General features: G+C 41.3%; 41 protein-coding genes. 32 read left to right on the forward strand and 9 right to left on the reverse strand.

Annotated elements, in window-relative coordinates; all coding sequences use genetic code 11:
- Positions 1-50: 50 nt before the first annotated feature.
- The 5 genes from E4O01_RS08300 to E4O01_RS08320 all read right to left on the reverse strand — a co-directional run bounded on the left by E4O01_RS08300 (position 51) and on the right by E4O01_RS08320 (position 3,107).
- A complete protein-coding gene (locus E4O01_RS08300) occupies positions 51-701 on the reverse strand; it encodes a hypothetical protein (RefSeq protein WP_253691619.1) in 651 nt (216 codons plus the stop codon).
- Between the two features lie 430 nt (positions 702-1,131).
- Positions 1,132-1,389 (reverse strand): hypothetical protein, encoded by a 258-nt coding sequence (locus tag E4O01_RS08305; protein WP_253691620.1) that lies wholly within the window; start codon positions 1,387-1,389, stop codon positions 1,132-1,134.
- A gap of 70 nt (positions 1,390-1,459) precedes the next feature.
- Entirely contained in the window at positions 1,460-2,344 is an 885-nt protein-coding gene (locus E4O01_RS08310; RefSeq protein ID WP_371819646.1) for an IS3 family transposase, read from the reverse strand.
- Positions 2,308-2,616, reverse strand: a complete 309-nt coding sequence (locus tag E4O01_RS08315; protein WP_253691621.1) for a transposase — start codon at positions 2,614-2,616, stop codon at positions 2,308-2,310. The genes E4O01_RS08310 and E4O01_RS08315 overlap by 37 nt, the downstream gene beginning before the upstream one ends.
- Positions 2,617-2,876: 260 nt before the next feature.
- Positions 2,877-3,107 (reverse strand): hypothetical protein, encoded by a 231-nt coding sequence (locus E4O01_RS08320; RefSeq protein ID WP_253691622.1) that lies wholly within the window; start codon positions 3,105-3,107, stop codon positions 2,877-2,879.
- 378 nt (positions 3,108-3,485) lie between these two features.
- On the opposite strand from E4O01_RS08320, the gene E4O01_RS08325 reads away from it, so the two are divergent.
- The 3 genes from E4O01_RS08325 (at position 3,486) to E4O01_RS08335 (ending at position 5,849) form a co-directional block, all read left to right on the forward strand.
- A complete protein-coding gene (locus tag E4O01_RS08325; protein WP_253691623.1) occupies positions 3,486-5,261 on the forward strand; it encodes a tetratricopeptide repeat protein in 1,776 nt (591 codons plus the stop codon).
- A gap of 62 nt (positions 5,262-5,323) precedes the next feature.
- Positions 5,324-5,482: a rubredoxin gene (gene rd, locus E4O01_RS08330; RefSeq protein WP_002670545.1), complete on the forward strand. Its 159-nt coding sequence runs from the start codon at positions 5,324-5,326 to the stop codon at positions 5,480-5,482.
- An 82-nt stretch (positions 5,483-5,564) separates the two neighbouring features.
- Complete coding sequence (locus tag E4O01_RS08335; RefSeq protein ID WP_253691625.1) at positions 5,565-5,849, forward strand: hypothetical protein; 285 nt, start codon at positions 5,565-5,567, stop codon at positions 5,847-5,849.
- 79 nt (positions 5,850-5,928) lie between these two features.
- Here the strand turns inward: E4O01_RS08335 and E4O01_RS08340 are convergent, their stop codons facing one another.
- The 4 genes from E4O01_RS08340 to rpsL form a co-directional block, all read right to left on the reverse strand.
- Complete coding sequence (locus E4O01_RS08340; protein ID WP_253691626.1) at positions 5,929-6,612, reverse strand: hypothetical protein; 684 nt, start codon at positions 6,610-6,612, stop codon at positions 5,929-5,931.
- A gap of 12 nt (positions 6,613-6,624) precedes the next feature.
- A complete protein-coding gene (gene fusA, locus E4O01_RS08345; protein ID WP_253691628.1) occupies positions 6,625-8,712 on the reverse strand; it encodes an elongation factor G in 2,088 nt (695 codons plus the stop codon).
- A 199-nt stretch (positions 8,713-8,911) separates the two neighbouring features.
- On the reverse strand, positions 8,912-9,382 hold the full coding sequence (gene rpsG, locus E4O01_RS08350; RefSeq protein ID WP_253691630.1) for a 30S ribosomal protein S7: 471 nt from the start codon (positions 9,380-9,382) through the stop codon (positions 8,912-8,914).
- A gap of 10 nt (positions 9,383-9,392) precedes the next feature.
- Entirely contained in the window at positions 9,393-9,767 is a 375-nt protein-coding gene (rpsL, locus tag E4O01_RS08355; RefSeq protein WP_253691631.1) for a 30S ribosomal protein S12, read from the reverse strand.
- Between the two features lie 274 nt (positions 9,768-10,041).
- Between rpsL and E4O01_RS08360 the strand changes: the two genes are divergently transcribed.
- From E4O01_RS08360 to E4O01_RS08500, 29 genes are all read left to right on the forward strand, one after another.
- Positions 10,042-10,467, forward strand: coding sequence for a hypothetical protein (locus E4O01_RS08360; protein WP_253691633.1), 426 nt, complete (start codon positions 10,042-10,044; stop codon positions 10,465-10,467).
- The gene (locus E4O01_RS08365; RefSeq protein ID WP_253691634.1) at positions 10,464-10,817 is read left to right on the forward strand and encodes a VRR-NUC domain-containing protein; all 354 of its coding nucleotides are present in this window, start codon (positions 10,464-10,466) and stop codon (positions 10,815-10,817) included. Before E4O01_RS08360 ends, E4O01_RS08365 begins: the two co-directional genes overlap by 4 nt.
- Positions 10,818-10,829: 12 nt before the next feature.
- Positions 10,830-11,366 carry a hypothetical protein gene (locus tag E4O01_RS08370; RefSeq protein ID WP_253691636.1) on the forward strand — a complete coding sequence of 179 codons (537 nt, stop codon included), beginning with the start codon at positions 10,830-10,832 and terminating at the stop codon, positions 11,364-11,366.
- A gap of 126 nt (positions 11,367-11,492) precedes the next feature.
- Positions 11,493-11,663, forward strand: coding sequence for a hypothetical protein (locus E4O01_RS08375; RefSeq protein ID WP_253691638.1), 171 nt, complete (start codon positions 11,493-11,495; stop codon positions 11,661-11,663).
- Entirely contained in the window at positions 11,647-12,510 is an 864-nt protein-coding gene (locus tag E4O01_RS08380) for a PD-(D/E)XK nuclease family protein (protein WP_253691640.1), read from the forward strand. Before E4O01_RS08375 ends, E4O01_RS08380 begins: the two co-directional genes overlap by 17 nt.
- Positions 12,507-12,911, forward strand: a complete 405-nt coding sequence (locus tag E4O01_RS08385) for a single-stranded DNA-binding protein (protein ID WP_253691641.1) — start codon at positions 12,507-12,509, stop codon at positions 12,909-12,911. The genes E4O01_RS08380 and E4O01_RS08385 overlap by 4 nt, the downstream gene beginning before the upstream one ends.
- A 12-nt stretch (positions 12,912-12,923) precedes the next feature.
- Positions 12,924-13,718 carry a hypothetical protein gene (locus E4O01_RS08390; RefSeq protein ID WP_253691643.1) on the forward strand — a complete coding sequence of 265 codons (795 nt, stop codon included), beginning with the start codon at positions 12,924-12,926 and terminating at the stop codon, positions 13,716-13,718.
- A gap of 14 nt (positions 13,719-13,732) precedes the next feature.
- Positions 13,733-14,155, forward strand: a complete 423-nt coding sequence (locus E4O01_RS08395; protein ID WP_253691644.1) for a hypothetical protein — start codon at positions 13,733-13,735, stop codon at positions 14,153-14,155.
- Positions 14,156-14,158: 3 nt separating this feature from the next.
- Positions 14,159-14,842 carry a DNA methyltransferase gene (locus E4O01_RS08400; RefSeq protein ID WP_253691646.1) on the forward strand — a complete coding sequence of 228 codons (684 nt, stop codon included), beginning with the start codon at positions 14,159-14,161 and terminating at the stop codon, positions 14,840-14,842.
- Positions 14,843-14,924: 82 nt separating this feature from the next.
- Positions 14,925-15,170 (forward strand): hypothetical protein, encoded by a 246-nt coding sequence (locus E4O01_RS08405; RefSeq protein WP_253691648.1) that lies wholly within the window; start codon positions 14,925-14,927, stop codon positions 15,168-15,170.
- 3 nt (positions 15,171-15,173) lie between these two features.
- Entirely contained in the window at positions 15,174-15,467 is a 294-nt protein-coding gene (locus E4O01_RS08410) for a DUF4406 domain-containing protein (protein ID WP_253691649.1), read from the forward strand.
- A 15-nt stretch (positions 15,468-15,482) separates the two neighbouring features.
- Positions 15,483-15,770 carry a hypothetical protein gene (locus E4O01_RS08415; protein ID WP_253691651.1) on the forward strand — a complete coding sequence of 96 codons (288 nt, stop codon included), beginning with the start codon at positions 15,483-15,485 and terminating at the stop codon, positions 15,768-15,770.
- A gap of 66 nt (positions 15,771-15,836) precedes the next feature.
- Positions 15,837-16,115: a hypothetical protein gene (locus E4O01_RS08420; protein ID WP_253691653.1), complete on the forward strand. Its 279-nt coding sequence runs from the start codon at positions 15,837-15,839 to the stop codon at positions 16,113-16,115.
- Positions 16,116-16,120: 5 nt separating this feature from the next.
- Complete coding sequence (locus E4O01_RS08425) at positions 16,121-16,417, forward strand: hypothetical protein (RefSeq protein ID WP_253719229.1); 297 nt, start codon at positions 16,121-16,123, stop codon at positions 16,415-16,417.
- Positions 16,414-17,013 (forward strand): DUF6291 domain-containing protein, encoded by a 600-nt coding sequence (locus E4O01_RS08430; RefSeq protein WP_253691655.1) that lies wholly within the window; start codon positions 16,414-16,416, stop codon positions 17,011-17,013. The genes E4O01_RS08425 and E4O01_RS08430 overlap by 4 nt, the downstream gene beginning before the upstream one ends.
- A gap of 20 nt (positions 17,014-17,033) precedes the next feature.
- On the forward strand, positions 17,034-17,702 hold the full coding sequence (locus E4O01_RS08435; RefSeq protein ID WP_253691656.1) for an ATP-binding protein: 669 nt from the start codon (positions 17,034-17,036) through the stop codon (positions 17,700-17,702).
- 8 nt (positions 17,703-17,710) lie between these two features.
- Positions 17,711-18,136, forward strand: a complete 426-nt coding sequence (locus E4O01_RS08440) for a hypothetical protein (RefSeq protein WP_253691658.1) — start codon at positions 17,711-17,713, stop codon at positions 18,134-18,136.
- 235 nt (positions 18,137-18,371) lie between these two features.
- The gene (locus E4O01_RS08445) at positions 18,372-18,914 is read left to right on the forward strand and encodes a phage scaffolding protein (RefSeq protein WP_253691660.1); all 543 of its coding nucleotides are present in this window, start codon (positions 18,372-18,374) and stop codon (positions 18,912-18,914) included.
- 13 nt (positions 18,915-18,927) lie between these two features.
- A complete protein-coding gene (locus tag E4O01_RS08450) occupies positions 18,928-19,794 on the forward strand; it encodes a hypothetical protein (RefSeq protein ID WP_253691662.1) in 867 nt (288 codons plus the stop codon).
- An 11-nt stretch (positions 19,795-19,805) separates the two neighbouring features.
- Positions 19,806-20,000 (forward strand): hypothetical protein, encoded by a 195-nt coding sequence (locus E4O01_RS08455; RefSeq protein ID WP_253691664.1) that lies wholly within the window; start codon positions 19,806-19,808, stop codon positions 19,998-20,000.
- Positions 19,972-20,394, forward strand: a complete 423-nt coding sequence (locus E4O01_RS08460; protein ID WP_253691665.1) for a head-tail connector protein — start codon at positions 19,972-19,974, stop codon at positions 20,392-20,394. Before E4O01_RS08455 ends, E4O01_RS08460 begins: the two co-directional genes overlap by 29 nt.
- Positions 20,394-20,753: a putative minor capsid protein gene (locus E4O01_RS08465; protein WP_253691667.1), complete on the forward strand. Its 360-nt coding sequence runs from the start codon at positions 20,394-20,396 to the stop codon at positions 20,751-20,753. The genes E4O01_RS08460 and E4O01_RS08465 overlap by 1 nt, the downstream gene beginning before the upstream one ends.
- Positions 20,746-21,114: a minor capsid protein gene (locus E4O01_RS08470; RefSeq protein WP_253691668.1), complete on the forward strand. Its 369-nt coding sequence runs from the start codon at positions 20,746-20,748 to the stop codon at positions 21,112-21,114. The genes E4O01_RS08465 and E4O01_RS08470 overlap by 8 nt, the downstream gene beginning before the upstream one ends.
- Positions 21,092-21,496 carry a minor capsid protein gene (locus E4O01_RS08475; RefSeq protein WP_253691670.1) on the forward strand — a complete coding sequence of 135 codons (405 nt, stop codon included), beginning with the start codon at positions 21,092-21,094 and terminating at the stop codon, positions 21,494-21,496. Before E4O01_RS08470 ends, E4O01_RS08475 begins: the two co-directional genes overlap by 23 nt.
- A gap of 13 nt (positions 21,497-21,509) precedes the next feature.
- Positions 21,510-22,043: a hypothetical protein gene (locus tag E4O01_RS08480; RefSeq protein WP_253691672.1), complete on the forward strand. Its 534-nt coding sequence runs from the start codon at positions 21,510-21,512 to the stop codon at positions 22,041-22,043.
- Positions 22,043-22,600, forward strand: a complete 558-nt coding sequence (locus E4O01_RS08485) for a Gp15 family bacteriophage protein (protein WP_253691674.1) — start codon at positions 22,043-22,045, stop codon at positions 22,598-22,600. The genes E4O01_RS08480 and E4O01_RS08485 overlap by 1 nt, the downstream gene beginning before the upstream one ends.
- The gene (locus E4O01_RS08490) at positions 22,597-23,235 is read left to right on the forward strand and encodes a ParB N-terminal domain-containing protein (RefSeq protein ID WP_253691676.1); all 639 of its coding nucleotides are present in this window, start codon (positions 22,597-22,599) and stop codon (positions 23,233-23,235) included. Before E4O01_RS08485 ends, E4O01_RS08490 begins: the two co-directional genes overlap by 4 nt.
- On the forward strand, positions 23,214-23,984 hold the full coding sequence (locus E4O01_RS08495) for a Mom family adenine methylcarbamoylation protein (protein ID WP_253691678.1): 771 nt from the start codon (positions 23,214-23,216) through the stop codon (positions 23,982-23,984). The genes E4O01_RS08490 and E4O01_RS08495 overlap by 22 nt, the downstream gene beginning before the upstream one ends.
- Positions 23,977-24,321 (forward strand): hypothetical protein, encoded by a 345-nt coding sequence (locus E4O01_RS08500; RefSeq protein WP_253691680.1) that lies wholly within the window; start codon positions 23,977-23,979, stop codon positions 24,319-24,321. Before E4O01_RS08495 ends, E4O01_RS08500 begins: the two co-directional genes overlap by 8 nt.
- Positions 24,322-24,425 lie beyond the last annotated feature (104 nt).

The raw sequence follows: 24,425 nt of genomic DNA on the forward strand, positions 1-24,425 counted from the left end.
TTTTAAAAGCATCCAACTGCTCTTTCGACATTTTTTTTAATACCCCTGAGTTAATTATTCGAATCATTATTTTTTTTTTGTTCTTCTTCTTCTAAAGGCGAACTTTCAGTAAACGGAATGACCGGTTTATTTCTTTTAAATTTCTTCCAATTTTCTATTATGTGCTCCACATCACTAATATGCATAACCATACTTGACATTTTTAATAATGCAAAATTGTTTTCAAAAAACAATCGTTTTTGTTGTCGACTGACATCCAAAACATCATTATAATAACAGAATCCCACACTAACAAGTTCATCCCAATGCTTTTCAAGACCATTTAATAACCGTATTTGAAATTTATTATGAAAATGTCGATATAAAAGGCTTACAGAACTATCTGCTACCAAGGCTGTAAGCATCAGCCATGAATTTTCCACAGCTTTTTTCATATACCATGACACAACATCAGATGTATAAACTTCATCATATAAAATATAATCACTTAAAACTGACGGAAAAAACGCATTCGGTACTGCACGTGTAGGATATCCATCAACCATTACGATTGGCGTATCTTCCGTAACTTCCATCATTTTATCCGGAGCTTGTATTTTTTTTATAAAATTCTTCATAAAAACTATATTATGATTTTTTAACGGCCTTAATCTTTTTATAACTTCGTTATATGATCCGAATAATATGCTAGGTATTTTCATTTAAATATTCCTATATTTTTTATAATCTAGTGAATTTAATTCCACATACCGGATATAAGAGCTTATCTAAATCAGCATACTTCACATTGGACGAAAAGTAAATATCAGAATCAATCATATAAAAGACTCTTCCTTTCCCAGCCCTTAAGAATCCCGAACCGTTCTTATAACTTTTATTATTGCACAAAACATAAAAGTAAGCAAGAGACTACAGTGTATTTGTTTAGAACTTGTACCTATGTTTCAATCGCTGTCCGAATGAGATAGTTGGGCTGTGAAAAAATGCTAAGCTTTGTTTTCATAATATTTTTCTCTTGTGCTAACCAATTTATCAATTAATATTTTATCTCCACATTTTCTAATTTTTTATTCTTTATGCAAGGCATGATTTTAGTTATTTATACAACTATTTATGACAAGGCCTTAGAACTCACTGCAAAGCACCTCCAATACCAAGAAACAGAAGAAAACCAATACAACATAATATGTAAATCACCAAAATTCTTATATCTTCAGGATACGCTTTCATATACTCCCATTCAATTGACGTCCACCATTTTCCCATTGTTCCATCCTCAATAAGCCTGTCATAAATATAAACTCGAATTACAACAGCTGCTATGAAACATATACCGCATAAGATGAATGAAATAGTTGATAATACTTGACGGATTAATTGTGCATTCATTTTAACCTCTTTAATAATTCTTCATTAGTGATATAATAAATATGAAACTTGTACAGTATAAGTGAACAAGTTAAATTGCTAATTTATAGTAAACATCATTCGGGCATTGATAGCCGATGCTCGAATGAAGCCTTGCACTGTTATAATAAAGCTCAATATATTTGACGATGGTCTGCTTTGCCTCATCAAATCTCATATGCCGTATTGAAAGCATTTCCCGCTTTATCGTCTTCCAAAAGCTCTCTATTGGCTGATTGTCCTGCGGTACCCCGGGTCGTGAAACACTTTTGATAAAGCCTGCTTTTTCAACTAACTCTGTCGTCTCTTTCGAGGTAAACTGTGCCCCTCCATCAGAATGATAATAAGGTTGTTCGGCAAGATGAGGGTTCCTTCCATGCGCCATTTTAAAAGCATCATGGACGATGCTCTCCCTCATGTGTAAAGATATAGCCCACCCTACAATACGCCTTGTTCCTACATCAATTATTGCGCAAACATAAAGCTTTCTGTTTGCTATCCTAAACTCGCTTATATCAGAACTCCACAGTTTATTAGGTATAGTTATGGAAAACTTATCTTTAATCAAATTCTGCCTCATAATTTTTTCTTTCCTCTGCATTTTCTTCTGCTGTACCGCTTTTTTACTCTTCTTTCTGCCTCCTTTGGCTATTAACCCATATTTTTTCAAGATACGGCTGATTTTCCATTCGCTCACCCTTATTCCATTACTGGCGAGCTCTTTTTTTATCCGTATCCTTCCTGAATTGCCGTCATTTCTTTTAAATGTGGAAATGATTGCTTTTTCAAGTGCAATTTCTTCTTCTTTCACCGTTTTTTCTTTACGGTAATAGCTACTGCGCGAAGCTGTGAGTATTCGGCATACTATGCTCACCTTTTCTTTTGGAAAAACTTGTTTGGTTATTTTAACCCGTTCGCTTCTTGTTCCGCATAGTATGCCCGAAGTTTTTTTAGGATTTCATTCTCCAGTTTCAAATACTCGTTTTCTTTTTGTAGTTTCTTCAACTTCGCATCTTCACTACGCAGCTTACCGGAACCGACAAAAGCTTCATCTCCATAGGTTTCATACAGACTTATCCACCGATACAGAAGCTGCAAACCTACATTAAACCTCTCGGCTACCATTTTCACAGGCATCTTTGTTTCAAGCACCATCCGGCACGCTTGCTCTTTCATTTCTTTTGTATAATTTTTGTAAACTCTTCCCATAATATTCCACATTATATTTGTTTACTTTTATTATACAAGTTTCATCCATTATAAGCATATCTCCATTCTTTATTTCCATTTGTTTACAACATAGGGTAACCCGAATTTCTTAACTAAAATTGAATATTTATTTTTAGCAATAAAATCATCAATCATCTACATTCTCAAGAATTTTCATTTCTTTCCAGTCTCCGGGTTTTGGAATATGTTTGCCGCCGATAAAGAAACCTTCCAAATAATAATCACTCAAATACTCTCCTTTAAAGATCATTTTCTTCTTCAATATAGGCATAATCAACATCTCCATAGCTTACATGAAGCACAGCCAAATCTTCGGCTCCCATTGTCTTCACATCTTTGATGCCTACAGCTAAAATCCGTGCTAAAATCTTATGTTTCCCATCATTTCGAGCAATTACAAACTGCAAAAACTCACCATGCGGGTTACTTATAAAATATAACAACTCTGTATCATGTAACGGTAATTCCATATCCACCATCCAAAATAATAATATAAAAACGCCTTTAAAATCTCGTTAGATTTTTAGAAGGCACCTCATCATATATCATTCCATACATTACGCCTGCATCGTCTTTGTATTTTTTACTCCGCACACTTGAAAAGCCGCTTGCAAGTACCAAAATTATAAGTAATAAACAAAATATGAGCCTATCATACCCATATTGGGTTGTCAAGGCTTAAATTCTTAAAAAATCATTTTTTCACCTTTTTGAGATATTAGGTAAATATTATAAACTTAAACACACAGCCGTAGCCGGGCGAATTTTTTCAATTAAGATTGCTAAAAGATATTGGCAACATTGTCAAAATATATTATAATATTTATGTGAGTCTTTGCAGAAAAAAATTGCCGGTAATACGTTTTTTGGTCCTCTTTTTTGTACTTTTGTTTTGTTGTACAGCCTTTTTTTCGTGTGTCAGCACAAAAAAATCGACGGTTGAAGACGCCAAAATAGATGCTATTGAGCAAAACGGATCAACTTTACGCCCCATAGGTGAAGGCACTATTCTTTCTCTCCCCGGAAAGGATGAACTTGCCGAAAAAAGACTTGACTCAAACCTTGCTGCCCTTATCGAAAAAGGATCCCCTGCAAGTCTAAAAGAAGCAGTTCTTTTTATTCAAAATGACAGTAAAGGGCTTACAAGCGAAAATAAACTCTATCTTAAAATAATCGCCGATATAATGTATTTGGCATATCCTCTTGAAACAAACGGTATAAAGCCTCCCATATCCAATGAAGATGAACCATATCTGAGGGCTTTAAGAGAGGTAAAAAGCGGACTCTACCCTGCCTCTACAAAAAAAGACGGATTTTTAAACCTGATAATCCCTGCATTGGTTTTAACTTATGACGATTTTTCTGAAACTCTTCTTACCCCCTATGCCGATGACATTGAGTCGAGGCTTATATCGGCTCAAAAATCCAATCCAAAATCCGTTTTGGTTTATTACCTTTTAGGTCTTTTCAAAGAAAAAACCAATAAACTAACGGAAGCCGTTAAGTTATACCAAAAAGCATGGCAAATCGACTCCTCTTGTTACCCGGCAGGCTTTAAATACGGACACTTTGCGGCAGAAGCCGGAGACGGAAACGAAGCCTTAAAAATAGCGGATACGCTCAATTCCGCATATACCGAAAATACCGAAGTAAAACTCTTATATGCTCAAGCCCATATAGCAAAAAAAGATTTAAACAATGCCTCGGATAACATCGTATCTGTTTTAAAAAAAGAACCCGAAAATATTTCGGCTCTCCTTTTGAGGATAAGAATCTTAATAGAACAAAAGGAATACCTAAAAGCGAACGCACTTTTGGATGCATATTCAACAAAAAATAAAACTGCAAAAAATTATCTTCTATACCGTGCACGTGTTACAAGAGAATGGAATAAGAACCTTATACGGGCATCGGAATTTTTAACGGAAGCATACAAATACTATCCTGAAGATTTTAACGTTCTTCTATCCTGTGCCGAAATTTGTTTTGAAGCTTCGACCAAAATCGATAATAAACCGGCAGATTTTTTTATCCGGAAAGTTTTGGGTGCTTATCCCGACAATGCAGCAGCCCTGGCCCTTTTGGTAAAAAACGATATCAATAACGGAAACTGGAAGCAGGCAGTCGAATCGGCAGAAGATTTAACAGCCAAATACCCAAGCAATGCAAATAAAGAAATCCTATTAACGGCATACCTCGGAGGAGGCCAATCAGCCAAGGCTTTAAATCTTGCAAAGCAGCTTTATTCGAATACAAAAAATCATTCAAACGCCTTTATAAACCTTTATATTGAAACTTTGTATGCTGCAAAAGATTATCAAAGCATAAAACAAATCATAAATCAAAAAATGAAAGGTGCCGATTCAGAACTTAAATCTATTTTGTACTACTATAATGCAAAATTGGAACAGGGGAATCCAAGCGAGTATCTTAATTTCCTGCAATCAAGCCTTTTATCAAATCCGCGAAACAAGAACTCTCTTTTTGCAATGTATGAATGGTATCTAAAAAACAAAGACTATAAAAAGGCAAAATATTATCTTGGGCAAGTATTGGCTTTAGATCCTTCAAACAAGAATGTTATCAATTTATCTGAAAACTTAAACAAATTACTTGCCGATTGATAGAAAAAAGTGTATTATATGAAATATAGAGTGTTTTATCACTCGATTAAGGAGTATAACATATGGATAAATATGTATGTGATTTGTGCGGATATGTATATGACCCGGCCTTAGGTGATCCCGACGGCGGTATCGCACCCGGAACAGCATTTGAAGATATACCTGATGATTGGGTATGTCCCCTTTGCGGAGTAGGAAAAGAAAGCTTTACAAAGGTATAAGGCATAAACCGAGCCGGCTTTAAAACCAAGGCCGGCTTTATTTTATAAAAATAGTTTTATAAAGCCGCTATAGGAGGTTAAAATGGAAATAAGGGATTTTATAAATACAATAGGTTATGACGGTAATTCGGCCATAGTGGATAAGGCAAGACTTTCAAAAAATTCGAATAAAAATATTGACGAGCTTCTCCAAACCGGAGCTTTTAGAGCTGCCGCAGCCTATGCCGTTTATACGGAATCCGAAGATGACCTTCAAAAAGTTGCTGACGAGTATAACAAACTATCCAATTCAAATTATAAAAAAGAACAAATAAAACGCCTTTTCGGCGTATCCAAGGTTGAAGTAAAAAAGAAATTGGCTTGGTAATTTTTTTATTGTTCTAAATAAAAAACCATGCAAGCTTAAAAATAAGCCCTGCATGGTTTTATTTTTTATCCTATTTAAATTATTTTTCGCTTAAAAGCATTGTTTTAGCATCAAAAGAAGAACCTGTATCCGAGGCTCCGTTTCCATGCTCTTTTAAGGTCTTAATCTTTACAAAGTCTCCGTCATTTTCAAGATAGAGGAGTATATCAATGTCATCAACATACTTTTTTAAACTCTTATCGATTTCAAATGAAGAAACATCGGCAGCTGCCGTGTACCACACTGCAATACCCATCTCTTTTGCAAAAGCTCTCATTTCCTGCATTGCTTCAGGCAAGGCTTTTTCAAAGTTAAAATCGTCAATCATAACGACAGACGGTTTAGATCCGCCTTCGGACAAGGCTCTGATTGTTTTTAAAATCTGAGTAGTCCTTACCGTATCTTGATTGAAGTTTAAAACAATCCTTCTTGAAAAAGCTTGAGCCTTTACTTCTTGAGCATTGCCGAGATTCTTTTTCTTTGAAAGTTCATTAAACATATCGTTATACCATGTTATGGCATAATCCACATGCTGACTGAACGATATATGAACAACAGGCTTGTCCTGTAAGAGTTTATCCAAACCAAATTGAACTAAGATAGATGTTTTCCCTACACCTTTTTTTGATGTAACAACTCCTACTTCACCCGCAGCCAAGCCGCCTCCGAGAGTTTTCTCAAGTTTTCTCATGGGGCTTTTTTCAATCAAATCTTCTTTAAGCATTACAGCGCCTCCTTATTTCTTTTCTGCAAGCCTTTTAGCTTCGTATTCTTTTATCAATTCTTCCGAAATACTTGCAGGAGCCTTACCGTACTTGGCAAATTCCATAGAGTATTCGGCCTTTCCTTGTGTGGATGAGCGCAATATTGTAGAAAATCCGAACATTTCACTTAAAGGAACTTCGGCATCTACACGGGTAAAGCTGTCATCTTCCGTTGATGAAACAATAATACCTCGTCTTTGGTTTATAAGACCGAAGATATTGCCTTGGAATTCCTGAGGGCCTTCAATAGAAACCTTCATGATAGGCTCAAGGATGGCAGGTTTTGCAGCCTTGTAGGCCTCTCGGAAGGCGCCGATTGCAGCAGCTTGGAAGGCCATATCCGAAGAGTCTACAGGGTGGGACTGTCCGTCGTTGATTGTAATCTTAGTTCCTACAATCGGGAATCCGATGAGGGTTCCTCTCTTTATAGCTTCTTTAAAGCCCTTATCGCAAGAAGGAATAAATTCCGAAGGAATTGCACCTCCCTTTATCTGATTGTCAAACTCATAATCTTGTTCGGTAATGGGTTCAATAAAGCCTGCAACGCGGCCGAACTGACCTGAACCGCCTGTCTGCTTTTTGTGCGTATAGTTGAAGTCGGCTCTTTGAGTGATAGCTTCGCGGTAAGCAACCTGAGGCATACCTGTTTCAACATCGCACTTATATTCCCTCTTCATTCGTTCAATGTAAACTTCCAAGTGAAGCTCTCCCATACCTTGAATGATGGTCTGGTTTGATTCCTTATCTACATAGCTTCTGAATGTGGGGTCTTCCTTTGTAAAGCGGTTAAGAGCCTTGGACATCTGATCTGCAGCCTGTTTATCTTTCGGTGTAAGCGAAAGAGAGATAACCGGATCCGGAACATACATGGAGCTCATGGCGTAGTTCAAATTGCCTCCGCAGAAGGTATCTCCTGAAGCACAGTCAATACCGAAAAGAGCTACAATGTCGCCGGGGCCGCCTTCGTTGATATCTTCCATAGTTGCGGAGTTCATTCGAACCAAGCGTCCGACCTTAAACTTCTTTCGGGCACGGGTATTAAAGAGTTCTTCACCTTTCTTTAAAGTTCCCTGATAAACACGGACATAGGTAAGCTGTCCGTACTTTCCGTCTTCAAGCTTAAAGCCTAAAGCAACTACGGGAGCGTTTTCATCCGTACCGAGCACGACGGGCTTTTCATCTTCATCGATATTTAAAGCCGTATTTTCAATTTCGGTCGGATCGGGGAGATAATAACCTACAGCATCCAAAAGAGGCTGGATTCCCTTATTTTTATAAGCCGAACCGAGGAAAACGGGAACAAACTGTTCTGCAAGAGTTCCCTTTCTGACGGCGGCTCTGATCATTTCTTCTGTTTCGGCACCTTCCAAAAAGGCTTCCGCCAATTCATCCGAGAACATGGTAGCGGCATCAATCATTTCTTCCCTGTATTTTTGGGCATCTGCCAAAAGATGCTGAGGGATTTCTGCCATACGGATTTGGGTACCGTTTTCGCCTTCAAAATACATGGCCTTCATTGTAACAAGGTCTACAACGCCTTCAAGTTTATCTTCCAAACCGATAGGAATCTGCATCATGTAAGCATTAAGGCCTAGTTTTTCCCTAAGCTGCATTCTGACCTTAAAGGGGTTTGCTCCTGTTCTGTCACACTTATTTACAAATGCAATTCGGGGAACATGGTAACGTTTTAACTGCCTGTCAACAGTGATAGACTGGGACTGAACACCTCCTACAGAGCAAAGAACCAAGATAGCTCCGTCCAAAACGCGCAATGAACGTTCAACTTCAATTGTGAAGTCTACGTGCCCGGGAGTGTCAATTACGTTAACCGTATAATCCTTCCATTTAACCTGAGTTGAAGCCGACTGAATCGTTATACCTCGTTCCTTTTCGAGCTCCATATTATCCATCGTAGCACCCACACCGTCTTTTCCGCGGACTTCATGCAAAGCATGAATTCTATCACAATAAAAAAGAATTCGTTCCGAAAGAGTGGTTTTACCGGAGTCAATGTGTGCACTAATACCGATATTTCTCATCTTAGAAATATCATTACCCATAATCAATACCTCATCTTTATAGATTTTTAGGAGCAAACAGCCGGGTTTCTCCTAAATGTTTTCATAAAAAACGAAAAGCAGTTATACTTTTCAAAATATAAGACGTTACAGTATAATAAAAAATAAAATAATATACAAGAGGGCCTATAAAAATCTGCTTATAAAAAAAGGGAGCTCGCAGTCTGAACTCCCTTTTGTACTACCACCTGAAGTGAGCAAAAGCTTTGTTTGCTTCGGCCATTCTGTGGACTTCTTCTTTCTTTTTGAAGGCGGTGCCCGTATTGTTATAGGCATCGATGAGCTCTGAGGCTAATCTTTCCGACATTTCGTGACCGCTTCTTTTTCTGGCAGCACCGATGATCCAGCGCATAGCCAAGGCTTCCCGTCTTCCTTCCGGAATATCCATAGGAACCTGATAAGTAGCGCCTCCTACTCGGCGGGATTTTACTTCAACAACCGGTTTTACGTTGTCCAAGGCCTTTGAAAAAACAGCCAAGGGTTCTTCACCGGTTTTTTCTTTGATTTTATCGAAAGAATCATACATTATTTTTGTAGTAATACTCTTTTTACCTGAAAGCATCATTCTTCCGATAAAGCGGGTAACTACCACGCTGTTATATTTTGAATCAGGAGCCGCAGGGCGTCTTGTAGCAATTTTTCCTCTACCCATTTTCTACCCCTTAAGCCTTAGGCTTTTTAGCTCCATACTTGGAGCGGCCTCGTTTTCTGTCTTCTACACCGAGAGCATCTTTGGTACCGCGTACAATGTGATAGCGTACACCCGGGAGGTCCTTAACACGTCCGCCTCTTACGAGAACAACAGAGTGTTCCTGCAAATTGTGTCCGATACCCGGAATATAGGCCGTTACTTCAATTCCGTTACTTAAACGGATACGGGCAACCTTTCTTAAGGCCGAGTTCGGTTTTTTAGGCGTAATTGTTTTAACGCTGGTGCAGACACCGCGCTTTTGAGGGCAAGACTGCAAGGCAGGACTCTTTGTCTTAACTGCTGCCGATTTTCGCCCCTTCTTTATCAATTGATTAATTGTAGGCATAAGCCTTATCTCCTTAATTTATCCGCCAGCACTACGGAATATTAGAAATAGTAGTATAGCATAAATTTAAAATAAATGTCAATGCCGTAAAAGAGTGTTATTAACAACAGGCGAAAAAGTAGTCAAACGGGGTAGGAAGGGCGCCTAGTTTTGGCTGCATTAACTAGTCGCCTGTTTCGGTACGAGCGACTAACATGCGGTAACTCGTAAATTAAGCCGGCAAGGATAATGCAGCAATCCGAGCCGGCTTTCTTTTTAGCTAGGGGGCTGCAAAATGACAAATTACCCGCAAGACATCATCACCGCTTATGCCGAGCGAAAAATCGGCAGGTCTCAATTCAAAAACCTCTTTGCCAAGTGGCAAAAAGAGAATGGCAGAGATTACACCTGCAAGGGAACGGCTGACAAATCAGGCATTTACCTGACCTATCGAGGCGTTACCGCAATGATTAAAAACGGCATATTGAACTTCAAAACAAATCAAGATGACACAGCAAACACACCCTTTGAGTTCCGCCGAAAGGTGGATTTTTACCGAGAGGAAAGAGGCAAGGGGATATTAAGGGCTATAGCAACGATGAACCGCTATATCGATATGGCAGGTGAAGCTCTTAGAAACAATGACGAAAACAGCTACCAAATCAACACAGAAAAATCAAAACAATGGGCAGACATAGCCATAGAGAGAGGGCGGATATGAGTCTTAGCAAAGCTTTAGATATGCCCGAAAAGCTCGTAATTCAGCAGGTAAAACAAATAATCGACGCTACGGGCATTAAACTACAACGAATAAACACGGGCTGTTTTAAAATCGGCGAGGGGCGGAGCCGCCGCTATATCAAGACAGCCGAAGCGGGGACTTGCGACTTTGAGGGCTACGACAAACACGGGCGGTTCGTGGCTATCGAGTGCAAGAGACCGAAGGGCGGCAGGTTATCGCCCGCTCAAAAAGAGCGGATAGACGACATCAACAGGAAGGGTGGTATAGCTTTCGTTGCCCGAAGCGGCAATGAGGCTTTAGCCTTGCTACAAGCAAACAATTGCATTTAGGAGGTGCGGAATATGCAAGAAGAATTGAGACAGGTGGAAACACCGGAGATTTTGCTGACACTAATTCAGCAATTAAACTACACAGCGTGGGAGAAAGAAAAGATACTCCAGACCGAGGAGAACGGCAACAAGATAGCGAATTTACAAGGCTTTCTAGCCGGTGTGCGCTCATATAAAAACACAATGCGAAACATCGGTTATATCCTCGATGAAGAATTTGACGGTACGGAAAATCGGATACCGCCGTTCTTTGATAGTGATGGAGATTGTTCAATCAAACTTTCCAGATTGCGGGAAGTTGTATCCACGCTAAACGAAGTAACGGCTAGCGATGATTATGAAAAATTCACGAAGCTGTGGGCTGGCGTAGTGGACAACGAGAAGAACAGCCTTTTCTACTACAAAGAGAAAGGCCGAGATTTACACTTTGCAAAAGGCTGGTATGAAGCAATGGACTGGGTCAACAGAACCATCAAGAAACTAGATATAGAGCTAGCCGTGGCAGAAAAGAAAAAAGCGGAAAGTTTTCCGTTCGATGACGGCGAGTAAATGGGAGCGGGCACACAGGGTGTAAGCGGCTAGACCGCTGGCGGGTTCAACTCCCGCACGCTTCAATAAGCCTTTAGCGGTGCGCAACGTCGGAGGCTTTAAAAAAATATTTAAGAGGTGCGAAAAATGAAAAATGCAATTTACAAAATCTGTGAAAAGTTAAAAGGTTATTCAGCGGAAGATGAATATTTTGAAGTGCTTCAAGTTCAGCAAAACGAAGACAATGAGTATGTCGTAGTCGTTCGAGCAATAGAAGCAGGAACAACAGAGGGGGCGGGCGATGAAAGTAACGAATAAATTACACCTTCCCGAAGCCTTTGTTAAAGCCGTAAGTGTAGAGCGGCACAATAAAGCGGGCTGTTATTCGGCGACCACACTCAACAAGGGCACGAAAGAAATCATCCTACAGGAACGGCACTGGGACGAATTCGAAACCGACGCAGCGGATAACGTCTGGGCGGTCTGGGGTTCGGCAGTGCATGAGCTTTTTGAAAAAATTCAAGACGATAATTTTCACGAAGAAAAATTTGATGTTGCGGTTTCTCAAAGTCATGTAACCGGCATAGTAGACAGCTACGACATGAAGACCGGCACTATAAACGACTGGAAGACGGCTAGCGTTTATAAAATTATGAAATCCGATTTTTCAGACTGGTACAAACAAGGAATGACCTATGCTTGGCTTTTGAAGCGAAGCGGACTAGATGTAAGGCGTTGCCGATTTATAGCCCTATTAAAAGACCACTCAAAGAGCAAGGCCAAAATCGACAAAAGCTATCCGCAATCGCCCGTATTCGTTTACGAGTTTGAAGTAACGCCTGAAGAATTGGAGCAAGCGGGAGAACGGGTCCTTGCAAAGGTTCTCGAAATCGAAGCGGCCGAAAAAATGGCTGATAACGAGATACCCCCTTGCACTGCCGAGGAACGATGGGCGGATAATGACAAATGGGCGGTTATGAAGCAAGGCCGAAAAACGGCGGTACGGGTATTTGACAAAGAAATCGACGCCGAAATATGTGCACAAGAATTAGGCACCAGCCACTACATAGAGCACCGCCCCGCAGTCAGCAGAAAATGCGGCGATTATTGCTTATGCAAAGATTTTTGTAATTTTTATAAAAATCAGCAGGAGGCGGAAAAATGACAGACCTCAATACTTTAACAATTATCGGGCGATTAACCCGTGATGGAGAGCTAGCTTATACAACAGGCGGCACGGCCCGCCTTAATTTAAGTATCGCAGTCAACCGCAGCCAAAAGAGCGGCGGCGAGTGGAGCGATAAGGTTTCATTTTTCGATGTTACCGTCTGGGGTAAGACAGCCGAGAATATCAGCCCTTATTTAGGCAAAGGTAAACAGATAGCGGTACAAGGTTACTTAGAACAGCAACGCTGGGAGAAAGACGGACAGAAGTATAGTAAGGTTTGCATTATCGCAAATCAGGTACAACTGCTCGGCGGTAAGAATGCAGAAACCCCGCAGCAATCTCAAGGCTACACGGACGCAAGAAGTGATGACGACTTCCAAGAAGAAATACCGTTTTAAGGAGGGCTAAAAATGGAAAATGCAATCGACATATACAAATCACTAGCCCGCCCTCCAAAAGACGCACTGCGTGAAATACAAGCGGGAAAGTTAAAAGGCAAGACCGACATTAACCCACAATGGCGGTATAAGGCAATGACAGAAAAATTCGGGCTTGTAGGTATCGGCTGGAGATATGAAGTCCAAAAGCTATGGACGGAGCAAGGCGCAGGCGATGAGGTTTTAGCATTTGCTAAAGTTTCGGTTTTTGTTAAAGACGGCGAAAACTGGAGCGATCCGATAGAGGGTATCGGAGGCAGTAAGCTAGTTGCTATCGAAAAGGGAAACCCCGTGAGCAATGATGAAGGTTATAAAATGGCAGTAACGGACGCATTCAGCACCGCCCTAAAAATGCTAGGCGTTGCAGCTGATATTTACGCAGGGCTCTGGGACGGTTCCAAGTACAGAGAAACACCCACCGAATTACCGCCGAAGGTCCAGACCATAAAAGACACATTCGACGGCGAGGTGGTGGAGCCTAAGCAACCGACAAAACCGCAAGAGGCCGCAAAGCTAGCTTTTGAGCCGAAAGGCGGCGAAACAACCCCCGCCGAGAAAGAAGCGATTGCAAAACTGTTAAGCTCTAAAGATTTAACAGGCAAGCCGCTTTTTTCAAAGGACGAAATGAAAGCCTATAGCGATATGCGGAAGGACAAGACCGCCGCAGAGCTTATAGACATCATCATAGAAGAGCGTCAAAATCGTCTTCGTATTGTTCAGCCGGAAGAAGTCGGCATCCCTCAACAGCAAGGATTAGACATCTTCTAAAGGAGCGAGCGGCTATGGTGCAATATGTATTAAAGCGTTCAACGATTGCGGGGCGGATAGCTTTTGAGCCGCCCACAGACGCAGGGGCAAGCGAGCGTATAAAAAGCGAACTCCGCAAGTGTCGAGATAAACATAATGACTTTGTACTCGTTACACTACAGCCGCCTAAGCGACCGAGAACGACGGGAGATGACTCGCAAAACCACCACTTGAACGGGCATATAATGCAGATATGCAACGAAACAGGCAACGATTACGAAAGTGTAAAATCCGCCGTCAAGATGATAGCCGTCGAGAATATGGGGTTTCCCTACAACACAATCGGCGGACAGATAATCCCTCAAAGGGAACGGGATTGCAGCACCGATGAATGTGCAAAGCTGATAGAAGCGGCGCATTTATTGGCGGCTGACTTAGGTATAATTTTACAGGAATAGAATATGGAACGCATACAATTATTTAATGACCATTTTCAAAATTACAAAGTATACGGAATTCCGAAAGCACAGTTAATCATCGCCGATATTCCGTACAACATCGGGAAGAACGCATACGGCAGTAATCCGAGCTGGTATATCGATGGAGACAATGCAAACGGCGAATCGGAGCTTGCGGGCAAACAGTTTTTTGATACGGACAAAAATTTTAGACCGCCCGAGTTTATGCACTTTTGCAGCAAGATGTTAATTAAAGAGCCGAAAGAAAAAGGCAAAGCACCATGTATGATTGTATTCTGTGCTTTTGAACAGCAATTTGAGCTTATACAGCTTGCAAGAAAATACGGGCTTAATAATTACATCAATCTCGTATTTCGTAAAAACTTTTCTGCTCAAGTCTTAAAAGCAAATATGCGGATTGTCGGGAACTGTGAATATGCGGTTTTATTCTACCGTGAAAAATTACCCAAATTCAATAATGACGGGCGAATGATTTTTAATTGCTTCGATTGGGTTCGTGATAATGAGCTTCCGAAAGTTCACCCGACGCAAAAACCCGTAAAGGTAATTGAAAACTTAATCCGCATTTTCACGGACGAGAACGATGTAGTAATTGACCCCGTCGCAGGAAGCGGCCACAACGCTTTTAGCGGCAAAGAATTTAAACCGCAGAGCTTACGGTTTTGAAATTAAGAAGAATTTTTGTGAAGCGGCTAAAACAAAAATATTAACGGAATGTACGCCGTATTTGATTTAGGGCGAGGGAAAAATGTGTAATTGTATTGAAGATGTTACAAAAAAATTAAAAGAAAACTTAGGAGATGATGAGCTGGAATTACAAGGCGTTGTATGGAGTTTAGAAACAATGGAACAAAAACTTGTAAGCTATTTTAAGTATCGCCAAAAGAATAAGGCGGGCGGATTTTACAAAAATAAAACCGAAAGCTATATAGTCTATAGCTACTGCCCTTTTTGCGGGAAAAAGTACGAAACAGATGATAAAACGGAGGCTTAAAAAATGAAACAGCTTTATTTATGCGGAGCGATAAGCAACAACCCGCATTACAAACAAGACTTTGAAGAAGCAGGAACAAGACTTATCGAAGCGGGTTATAGCGTAGTCTCGCCCGTTATGTTTTGCAATGAAAAATGGAGCTGGAAGAAGTGTATAAGGAAGTGTATTGAAGTTATGGTGCGGAATAAAAATCTGGCAATCGCATTGATTGAAAATGACTACAAATCCGAAGGGAGAACTTTAGAGCTAATAATAGCTAGAATTCTAGACCTTGAAATAAAGACAGTTAGTGAGTAGGTGGAGGTATAAATTATGAAGTTTGACATTAACAAAGTATATACGGCGGTAAATGCCGATGAAGTCAAAATTGGGAGTAAATGCTTTTATGAATGGAGCTTAAAATACTTAAAAGAAGCTGTGAAAAATAACAATGAACAGGACATAGGGATAGTTACAGAAATTTATGATGAAAGCCAAATTTATAGATTTCAAATAGACTACTGTATCGATAGGGAGGAAATAAGCGATGGAGCTTTTGCTCTTATATATCTTATCGAGCCGCCGAAAGAAAAAAATACTAGAGCTTATTGCGGAACTTGAAACTTTCACAAAAGTTGTACAAAAGAAAAACCTGAAAAGATTATTGAAATAGGAGGGAGAAGCAAAATGTTAATTTTTCCAATGAAAAAAGAATGGTACGAAAAAATAAAAAACGGGGAGAAAACAATAGAATATCGTGAAGTAAAACCCTATTGGGAAACTCGTTTTAAAAATGAGTTTATGAATAGAGCAGGAGCCTTGAACTGTCCTTGTATTTTACGGCTGGGGTATACAAAAAAATATATGACCGCTCAAATTGTCGGAATTGAAATCGTAAGCGGCAAAGATACTGATTTAAACATCGACAAACCGGTGTATGCCATTCACTTTAAGCTAGGAGCATAAAGCCAATGTCTACATCAAAAGACCAACGCCGCTATGCACTTGCAACAAGCGGCGGAGTTTGCGAAGTATGCGGGCGGCCTTTGAACGAAGGACAGCCGCAAGGGGCGCACCGAATAGGCAACACTAAAGCGAATCGGGCTAAATATGGCGACTTCGTAATCGACCACCGCCTAAATATGGGGATGACCTGCTCGCTAAAATGCAACGGAGAATTAGACATCAGCAGAAACACGGGCGAAGTTATTAAACTTTGCAAAAGGATATATGAACTAGAACTACAAAAATACGAGGTGCAGAAATGAGAGAATCGTTCGTCTTTCACAGTGAATACATCGCAGACTTACCCGAAAGGTATAAATCGGTGTTTGCGATATACACAATCAATTATGCTTTAAGCGGCGAGACGCCGCCTATCGAGGAAGGGACACTTGAATACTCGCTATGGGTTAAGATAGCCCGACGGGTTGACCAAGAAAGCGAGAAGTACGAAACAATTAAAGAAAAGCGGGCGGCGGCAGGAAAGAAGCACACAGGCAATCAGTATACGAAAGAAACACCCAAAGAGGAAGAATCGCCGAAAGCTAACCCGCAGGAAGAAAAGACGGGAGCGGAGGAAGCGTCGAGCGAAAAACCGAAAAAGAAGAATTTTAAAAAGCCGACAGTTGAAGAAATTAGAGAATACTGCACGGAGAGAAAAAACGGCGTAGACGCTCAAGCGTTCTATGACTTCTACGAAAGTAAGGGCTGGAAAGTTGGAACGGCAGGAATGAAAGACTGGCGGGCAAGCGTCCGCACTTGGGAGGGACGGCGGAAAGCCGAGGGAGCAAGACAGAAACAGACAGGGGCGTTATGGGGGAATGAAAGCGACATCCCCGAAGAAATTATAAATATGATTTAAAAGAAAAGAGGTGTGGGAGAATGAACGAATTAAAAGGCATATCGGCAGTACTAAGCAAGCTATCAAGCATTACGCCGAAAAGCGAGGCGGAAGTTTTAGAGCAAGAGCGAAGATTAAGAGATGAAAGATTATTTATTCATTACAGGCAAGAAGCCCCCGAAAGGTTTGTAAAAGAGTCGCTAGGCACCTACAAGGTAGACGACACGGAAAAACAAAACGCCCTAGCTAACGCTCGATTGTTTGTGCAGGCAGTGAAATGCGGAAAGTTTCAAACGCTCGTTTTTTTAGGCAATGTTGGAACGGGTAAGACACACCTATCTTGCGGAATTATCCGAGAGTGCGGAGGGCTATATAGATTGGCTTCGTCGATAGTCGAGGAACTAAGACGGGCGAAATCTTTTAGCTCCGATAAAACGGAAGCTAAGATTTTAGACGCTTACGGAAAAACAAACCTTTTAATCATTGACGAAATCGGGCGAGGGGCGACGGCAGCAGAGGAGCAATATATGTTATACCAAATAATAAACGAACGCTACAACCGCCGAATGCCTACGGTTTTGGTAAGCAACCAAATAAAAAAAGAATTCTTACAGTATATCGGGATCGCCGCCGCTGACCGCTTATCCGAGAGTGCTCATGTGGTAGAATTAACAGGCAAAAGCTATAGGGCGGCCTTGCGTCAAAGCTAAAGCAATCAATGCCTAAACAATTGGAGTTTGATTTTAGCGAGTTACCGGAAACAAAAACAGACCTGCCACATTACAAGAACCCTAAGTGTGATAATGAACGCTTATTAAACTATCAATGGGATTTTAAGCACGGCGATAAGGCCGCTTTAAACAAAATGTATAAACTAGGGCTTTCTATAGCCCTGCGTTACATATCGACACACGCAAAGAAGAACCCGCATATAGCAAGGCTCGACAAGAGCTATCGGGAAGAAAAGGCACACAATGCCATCACCTACATTATAGCCCGATATTTACAGGTTTCGGATTTTGTTATAAGTAAAAGTTTCACATCATACCTTTATTTAAGAATTCAGCACGAATTATTTTACAGGCGGAAAGTAGACAGCATTATAGACTTCGTGGATTTAGACAGTTTATATCCTCAAAAATAATTAAAAAAAATATAAAAATCTTCGAAAAAGTGAAAATAAAAATGACTATATACATAGACATAAATACCTAATAGTTTCATAGGCGGTTGTGCTTTCGCGCCTGCATAGCCGCCTTCCTTTTGATACGAGCAGTCATTTACAAAAATGACTATATGTATATACGCCAAGAAAAGGGGCGTTATCCTTTTCTATCCAAGCGGCGGGCACGTCGTAATAAATGCGTAAGGAGAAAAAAATGAAACGTGATTTTTTAGAAGGTTTGAATTTGGACGCTGACACAATCGACAAGATTATGGCAGAAAATGGTAAAGATGTTAATCGTGAAAAGGCAAAATACGCCGACTACGACGACATCAAAACACAGCTTGAAGCTGCAAACAAGACCATTGAAAAGTTCAAGGACTACGACGAAACCAAGACCGAAGTTGAAAAATACAAGGCTGAAAATGAAAAATTACAAAAAGAGGGAGCGGCAAAAATAGCCGCTATGGAACGTTCGGCAAAAGTGAAAGATTATCTTTCAAACAAGAAGTTTGTAAACGATATAACCCGTGACGCTATCGCCGCTAAAATGGGCGAGGCTCTGGAAGCAGACGCAAGCAAGGGTAAAAATCTTGATGACATTTTCGCCGAAATCACAAAAGACAAAGCGGACATTTTAAAGGACGAAACACAGCCTACCCCGCCCGTCGTTCCTCCGATGGGTGGTAAAAGCAGCAAGTCCGATGATGACGCACAGGCAAGGGCGGTAATGGGATTACCCCCTAGAAAAGAATAGGAGAAATTAACTTATGGCAAATCAAATCGCAAAGTTCAAAAAGTATGTTGACCTTTTGGACGAAGTATACAAGGCCGAGTCAAAAACGGCCGTTCTTGAAAGCGACGCAACCCTCGCAAGGCAGGGGGCAAACGCAAACGAAATCATCATCCCTAAATTGGAGATGGACGGATTGGGCGACTACGATCGCAACAGCGGATATGTGGGCGGCAGCGTTACAATGACTAACGAGACCGTTACATTCAACTATGACCGAGGCCGCAAGTTCAGCATTGACGCAATGGACAACGAGGAAACCGCAGGGCTCGCATTCGGCAAGCTCGCTTCCGAGTTCATTAGGACTAAAGTCGCCCCCGAACAGGACGCTTTTAGGTTTGCGACATATTCTAACCTTGCGGGTACTAAAATAAGCGGCACGCTTGCAGCAGGTACGGATGTATTAACAGCCCTCCAGACAGCGGTAGGAGCTATGAATGACGCAGAGGTTACAGCCTCAAGTCGTCATTTATTTATTACTTCGCCCCTTTTGATTGCGGCTAAAAACGTAGACACAAACAAGAGCCGTGATATTTTGGGGGCTTTTGCAAGTATTACCGAAGTGCCTAGCTCAAGATTTTACACAGCTATTGATTTTCTTGACGGAAAAACCAGCAGCGAGGAAAAAGGCGGGTTTAAAAAAGCGTCCGCAGGAAAGGATATAAACTTCCTTATCGTTGAAAAGTCGGCAATCTTGCAGTTTACAAAGCACAATGTAAACAAGGCTATTCCGCCCGAAGACAACCCCGACGCTGACGCTTGGATTTTTAACTTCCGAGAGTACGGGCTCGCCGATGTCTACGAAAACAAGACCGCAGGTATCTACCTGCACCACAAAGCATAAGGAGGGAAAGAATGAAAACGGTAGGATATATCCCCGAAGAAAAAGAAGACCAGACTTTAACGGGAAAACCGACTAAACCGACTAAACCGAAGGGAGTGAAGGCTTCAAAGAAAGATACGACAGAGGAAGGCTCAAAAAAAGCGGAGCAAACGCCAACCGACGTAGCAGAGCCTAAAAATGACGGAGAAAACTCCGACGGGCAATAAGGAGAGGGGCGGAATGTTCGAGAATGTAAATTATAACTTTTATAAAAACAACCTAGGGCGTTCCGCCGTTCCTGATGAAGCGGCTTTTAATGAATACGCCGCCGAGAATAAACTGTTTGTGAAACGGCTTATAAACGACGGCGTGATTTTTGAGCTTGAAAAAGACGGGATAGACAGTGCGGTGTGTATGATGATTGAAACGGACTACACCACAGCACAGGAAGCAAACGCAAGCGAGGGCGGAGCGGTAGCGAGCGAAAGCATAAACGGTTATTCCTACTCTTACGACCGCACAGCCGCACAGGAAGAAGCAAAGCTAAACGCCAAAAGCACCGAGGCTAAAAAACTCAAATGGCTAAGGCTTTATTGCGATATTGTGCAGGGGGTAAGGTAATGACAAAACCAATCCCCACACGCCTTTTAGTCCACGATTGCGTTTTAAAAAAACCGAAAGGACTAGACCGCAACAGAAACCCTATCTATGAAAGTACAATCTTAAAACGAGTAAGAATCGGGGCGACCTTTCAATCGGTTCGAGGGGCTTACGGAGAAACTAAAACCGACACCTTAACGCTTTTCATAGACGCTAAAAATACACGCTGTGAAACGATAGACGGAGAAGCAACGGAGAGAAAGCTCCCCGCCGAAAAAGACGCTATCGAATGGCAAGGGCAGACCTTCACGGTTCGGAGTATAACCCCTTGCTACACCCAAGGAAGCAATCCACATCATTGGGAGGTAACACTTGAATAAGTCAGGCGGAATAGAATTCACGGTTAAAGGGAACTTCAGAGAGGCGGAAGCTAAGGCAAGGCTTAACAAGGCGATTAAGCGGGTGCAAATGAAGCTAGACACACAGGTTATAACCGATAGCAATTATTTTGTCCCAAAAAATACAACCACGCTGGAAAAATCCGCAGTTATTAACACGGTAATAGGTAGCGGTATTATTAAGTGGAGAACGCCATACGCCCGTCGTCAATATTATGGTATAGATTTTGACCATTCAAAGCAAAAAAATCCCAACGCCTGTGCAAAATGGTTTGAAGCGGCAAAAGCCAGATGGCTGGAAAAATGGAGAAAACTAGTAAATGACGAAATCCAACATAGCTGAAGTAGTAAGTGAATGGGTGGAGCAAGCCCTAGCCTTACCCTTTACGATTTATTGCGACCTTATACCTACGGCAGACGCTGACGGAGCGTGTGTAAGGCACGACCCAAGCCCTGCCGCCGAGAAAAGATTTTCGGACGGCTCTCGCTATGTTTCTCGTAACCTTACATTTTATGTAAGAATGAAAAACGCAGAACAAGCGAGAGAATTGGCGAAACAAATAACAGACAAACTGGACGGGGCTACAGTAACAAGCCCCGACGGATTGTCGATAGATTGCGAGGCAGTTACACTCCCGCAGTACATCGACACCGACAGTAAGAACTATACAACCTATGCGGCGGCGATTAAGTGTGATTATTACGAACCCGCCGAAATTGATTAAAGGAGAAAAAACTATGGCTGATTTAATTAAAAAAACAAAGATAGTGCCGTTTATAAACACCGGTACGGAGACGCTGCCGAAATGGACGCAGATTAAAAAATCTACGACATTTACGCTTACCATGAATCCGCAGACTAAGACATTCGATTTTATATCGAGCGAAACCCCGCAGAACGAAATCGACAGTTACCAACCGAGCCTATCGCAGAGCCTTACCATGTTTAAGGACGAACCTGACTACAAAGCAATCTTTGATATGCTTTACAATCGATCTACAGGCAAGGACGCACACCGAGACGCTCTAATCGTCTTCTACAAAGAGAAAGGGAACTATACCCCGCCGGGCGAATCCGACAGCGTCCCCTGCTACAAAGCATGGAAGATAGACGCTTTAGTAACCATAAACCAAATGGACACGGTAAACGAGAATATTGACTTTGATCTTGCGTTGAACGAAATCACAAACGGAGCAATAACGGTTAGCAGCGCAGGCGAGCCGACATTTATCAAAGGCACTTTTGAAGGCGAGACCTTTACGGCTGATTAATGATTGATTTAAAAAAAGCATGGCTGCCCGAATCTATAGAGGTGGAAGGCAGCCTTTACCCTATACACACTTCCTTTAAGTACTGGCTAAGGTTTTTAGAATTGCTGGAAGATAAGACCGTGCAGCCGAGCGATTTTGATTTTATGTACAAAAGCCAAAAACCAAGCAACAGAGAGGACGGGGTTATGGCACTGGTGCAATTCTGCAACCCGCCTCAAATCCTACCAAGAGTTCAAAAGGGAGAGGCGGGCGGAAAAGTCCTTGACTACACGATAGACGCTGACTACATCTATGCGGCATTTTGGGAGCAGTACGGCATAGACCTAGTTACAAGTAATCTGCATTGGTACAAGTTTCAAGCCTTGTTCCGGGGCTTACATAATACCAAGCTAAACGAGATTATCGGCTATAGGCTGTATGAGCATACAGGCGGCAAGAAAGACAACCACGACCGACAAATGGAAGACCTCCGCAGGGCGTGGGAATTACCGCTAGAGGCGGACGAGGAAGACGAAGATTTAAAAGATTTTGAAAATAAATTGAGAGGGATTGAATGAGAATAACCTGCGACACGAAAGACACCCTACCCTTATCGGAATTAACCGAATTTCAAGGTGGATTAAAAAAACGGACAGACGACGATCTAGCAAAGATTGAGCGGAGCATTAAGGATTACGGTTTTGCTACGCCTTTTTTTGTTTGGAAACATAACGGCAAAAATAAAGTTTTAGACGGACACGGGAGACTTCAAACACTAAAAGCAATGCAGGCTAAAGGTGAAGTAATAGCCGATCTGCCAGTCGTATATATCGACCTGCCGAATGAAGAAGCGGCTAAGAACCTACTACTGCGAATATGCAGCACATATGGAGAGATGACGGCGGAAAGCGTTTTATCTTTTATTGGAGATTACGAAGTAAAGATAGATGACATTCGGCTTCCTAGCGGGTGCCTAGATTTATCAAATTTAAAAATTAATGTCGAGGATTTTGGCACTGATTTTAGTCTTGCAGACGGCGACATTCCAGAGATGTGCACGATGACGTTTACGCTACATCGCGAACAGAAAGAATTAATTGAGTATTGCATGGAACAGGTGCGTGATAATATTGTAGAAACATTTGGGAACTCAAATAAGAATGGGAATGCTTTATATGAGGTGGTTAGAGAATGGGCAGAGCTAAAGCGATAGAATTAAAAGTTATTCCATCAAACATTGCAAACCCTTTTATTAAGCAACACCATTATTCGGGCAAGGTTGTTAATAATTCCTGTCTTCATTTTGGGGCTTTTTTAGATGGGCATTTGCATGGAGTGTTATCGTTCGGGCCGTCTTTGGATAAGCAAAAAATAATAACACTTGTAAAAGGCACCGGCTGGTATGAATTTTTAGAATTAAACAGAATGGCGTTTGATGACTACCTGCCTAGATTTTCAGAAAGCCGATGTATATCTCAATCTATAAAACTCATTAAAAAAAATGCACCTCAAATAAAATGGATTATCAGTTTTGCCGACGGGTGTTCTTGCGGAGACGGCACAATTTATAGAGCTAGCAATTTTGTTTTAACGGCTATAAAACCGAATGATAGTTTAATCTTACTGCCTAGTGGAGAAAAGATACACGAACTAACACTTAAAAGTATGCCAACAAAGCCCCGTAAGGAATTAGGCGGGTTGTCTTTTTATGAAATAACTGGCGGAAAATACACCATGTCAAAATATATAGAAGCAACAAAAGGTAAAATTTTAAAAGGATTTCAACTACGTTATATTTATTTTATAGACAAAAAATATAAAGACAGATTAACTGTCCCTATTATTCCTTTTTCCAAAATTGACGAAATAGGAGCCGGAATGTATAAAGGCTCTTGTATATCACTAGCGGAAAGGCATAAGGCGGGCGTAGCATGGAAAAAAGAGAAAAACGAGAATGAGTAAAGGTTACACTAAAGAGCAGGTATTAAAAGCTATTCATGAAAGTGGGAGTGTCATTTCAATTATTCGTAAAAATCTAGGCTGTAAATCTTGGGAAACAGCCAGGCGATATATTGATAAATGGCAGGAAACTCGTGACGCTTTTGCAACCGAAGAAAAAGCGGTGAATGATTTAGCTCGCTCGGTAGTGATTAAAGATATAAAGGCGGGGAATGTGCAGACAGCCAAATGGTGGCTGGCAATCAAAGAGCGTCAAGAATTCGGTGAGCAGCAAGAACAGATGATTGATGATACAGAATTAACAATCAACATCATAGACGGGGTGCAGAATGAAGATTGACAGCACCGCCATATTTGCAACGTTCTATAATGACGCTTTCCGTGCAATAATGAAGCACAGCAAAGAACGCTATACATTCACAGGCGGACGGGCAAGTTGCAAGA

Source organism: Treponema sp. OMZ 790 (assembly GCF_024181285.1).
Lineage (GTDB): Bacteria > Spirochaetota > Spirochaetia > Treponematales > Treponemataceae > Treponema_B.

Excerpts from the sequence above, each read along its gene's own strand:
- E4O01_RS08300 (WP_253691619.1), bottom strand. The coding sequence starts at position 701 with ATGAAAATACCTAGCATATTATTCGGATCATATAACGAAGTTATAAAA.
- E4O01_RS08305 (WP_253691620.1), bottom strand. The coding sequence starts at position 1,389 with ATGAATGCACAATTAATCCGTCAAGTATTATCAACTATTTCATTCATC.
- E4O01_RS08315 (WP_253691621.1), bottom strand. The coding sequence starts at position 2,616 with ATGGGAAGAGTTTACAAAAATTATACAAAAGAAATGAAAGAGCAAGCG.
- E4O01_RS08320 (WP_253691622.1), bottom strand. The coding sequence starts at position 3,107 with ATGGAATTACCGTTACATGATACAGAGTTGTTATATTTTATAAGTAAC.
- rd (WP_002670545.1), top strand. The coding sequence starts at position 5,324 with ATGGATAAATATGTATGTGATTTGTGCGGATATGTATATGACCCGGCC.
- E4O01_RS08335 (WP_253691625.1), top strand. The coding sequence starts at position 5,565 with ATGGAAATAAGGGATTTTATAAATACAATAGGTTATGACGGTAATTCG.
- E4O01_RS08340 (WP_253691626.1), bottom strand. The coding sequence starts at position 6,612 with ATGCTTAAAGAAGATTTGATTGAAAAAAGCCCCATGAGAAAACTTGAG.
- fusA (WP_253691628.1), bottom strand. The coding sequence starts at position 8,712 with ATGGGTAATGATATTTCTAAGATGAGAAATATCGGTATTAGTGCACAC.
- rpsG (WP_253691630.1), bottom strand. The coding sequence starts at position 9,382 with ATGGGTAGAGGAAAAATTGCTACAAGACGCCCTGCGGCTCCTGATTCA.
- rpsL (WP_253691631.1), bottom strand. The coding sequence starts at position 9,767 with ATGCCTACAATTAATCAATTGATAAAGAAGGGGCGAAAATCGGCAGCA.
- E4O01_RS08360 (WP_253691633.1), top strand. The coding sequence starts at position 10,042 with ATGACAAATTACCCGCAAGACATCATCACCGCTTATGCCGAGCGAAAA.
- E4O01_RS08365 (WP_253691634.1), top strand. The coding sequence starts at position 10,464 with ATGAGTCTTAGCAAAGCTTTAGATATGCCCGAAAAGCTCGTAATTCAG.
- E4O01_RS08370 (WP_253691636.1), top strand. The coding sequence starts at position 10,830 with ATGCAAGAAGAATTGAGACAGGTGGAAACACCGGAGATTTTGCTGACA.
- E4O01_RS08375 (WP_253691638.1), top strand. The coding sequence starts at position 11,493 with ATGAAAAATGCAATTTACAAAATCTGTGAAAAGTTAAAAGGTTATTCA.
- E4O01_RS08380 (WP_253691640.1), top strand. The coding sequence starts at position 11,647 with ATGAAAGTAACGAATAAATTACACCTTCCCGAAGCCTTTGTTAAAGCC.
- E4O01_RS08385 (WP_253691641.1), top strand. The coding sequence starts at position 12,507 with ATGACAGACCTCAATACTTTAACAATTATCGGGCGATTAACCCGTGAT.
- E4O01_RS08390 (WP_253691643.1), top strand. The coding sequence starts at position 12,924 with ATGGAAAATGCAATCGACATATACAAATCACTAGCCCGCCCTCCAAAA.
- E4O01_RS08395 (WP_253691644.1), top strand. The coding sequence starts at position 13,733 with ATGGTGCAATATGTATTAAAGCGTTCAACGATTGCGGGGCGGATAGCT.
- E4O01_RS08400 (WP_253691646.1), top strand. The coding sequence starts at position 14,159 with ATGGAACGCATACAATTATTTAATGACCATTTTCAAAATTACAAAGTA.
- E4O01_RS08405 (WP_253691648.1), top strand. The coding sequence starts at position 14,925 with ATGTGTAATTGTATTGAAGATGTTACAAAAAAATTAAAAGAAAACTTA.
- E4O01_RS08410 (WP_253691649.1), top strand. The coding sequence starts at position 15,174 with ATGAAACAGCTTTATTTATGCGGAGCGATAAGCAACAACCCGCATTAC.
- E4O01_RS08415 (WP_253691651.1), top strand. The coding sequence starts at position 15,483 with ATGAAGTTTGACATTAACAAAGTATATACGGCGGTAAATGCCGATGAA.
- E4O01_RS08420 (WP_253691653.1), top strand. The coding sequence starts at position 15,837 with ATGTTAATTTTTCCAATGAAAAAAGAATGGTACGAAAAAATAAAAAAC.
- E4O01_RS08425 (WP_253719229.1), top strand. The coding sequence starts at position 16,121 with ATGTCTACATCAAAAGACCAACGCCGCTATGCACTTGCAACAAGCGGC.
- E4O01_RS08430 (WP_253691655.1), top strand. The coding sequence starts at position 16,414 with ATGAGAGAATCGTTCGTCTTTCACAGTGAATACATCGCAGACTTACCC.
- E4O01_RS08435 (WP_253691656.1), top strand. The coding sequence starts at position 17,034 with ATGAACGAATTAAAAGGCATATCGGCAGTACTAAGCAAGCTATCAAGC.
- E4O01_RS08440 (WP_253691658.1), top strand. The coding sequence starts at position 17,711 with ATGCCTAAACAATTGGAGTTTGATTTTAGCGAGTTACCGGAAACAAAA.
- E4O01_RS08445 (WP_253691660.1), top strand. The coding sequence starts at position 18,372 with ATGAAACGTGATTTTTTAGAAGGTTTGAATTTGGACGCTGACACAATC.
- E4O01_RS08450 (WP_253691662.1), top strand. The coding sequence starts at position 18,928 with ATGGCAAATCAAATCGCAAAGTTCAAAAAGTATGTTGACCTTTTGGAC.
- E4O01_RS08455 (WP_253691664.1), top strand. The coding sequence starts at position 19,806 with ATGAAAACGGTAGGATATATCCCCGAAGAAAAAGAAGACCAGACTTTA.
- E4O01_RS08460 (WP_253691665.1), top strand. The coding sequence starts at position 19,972 with ATGACGGAGAAAACTCCGACGGGCAATAAGGAGAGGGGCGGAATGTTC.
- E4O01_RS08465 (WP_253691667.1), top strand. The coding sequence starts at position 20,394 with ATGACAAAACCAATCCCCACACGCCTTTTAGTCCACGATTGCGTTTTA.
- E4O01_RS08475 (WP_253691670.1), top strand. The coding sequence starts at position 21,092 with ATGACGAAATCCAACATAGCTGAAGTAGTAAGTGAATGGGTGGAGCAA.
- E4O01_RS08480 (WP_253691672.1), top strand. The coding sequence starts at position 21,510 with ATGGCTGATTTAATTAAAAAAACAAAGATAGTGCCGTTTATAAACACC.
- E4O01_RS08485 (WP_253691674.1), top strand. The coding sequence starts at position 22,043 with ATGATTGATTTAAAAAAAGCATGGCTGCCCGAATCTATAGAGGTGGAA.
- E4O01_RS08490 (WP_253691676.1), top strand. The coding sequence starts at position 22,597 with ATGAGAATAACCTGCGACACGAAAGACACCCTACCCTTATCGGAATTA.
- E4O01_RS08495 (WP_253691678.1), top strand. The coding sequence starts at position 23,214 with ATGGGCAGAGCTAAAGCGATAGAATTAAAAGTTATTCCATCAAACATT.
- E4O01_RS08500 (WP_253691680.1), top strand. The coding sequence starts at position 23,977 with ATGAGTAAAGGTTACACTAAAGAGCAGGTATTAAAAGCTATTCATGAA.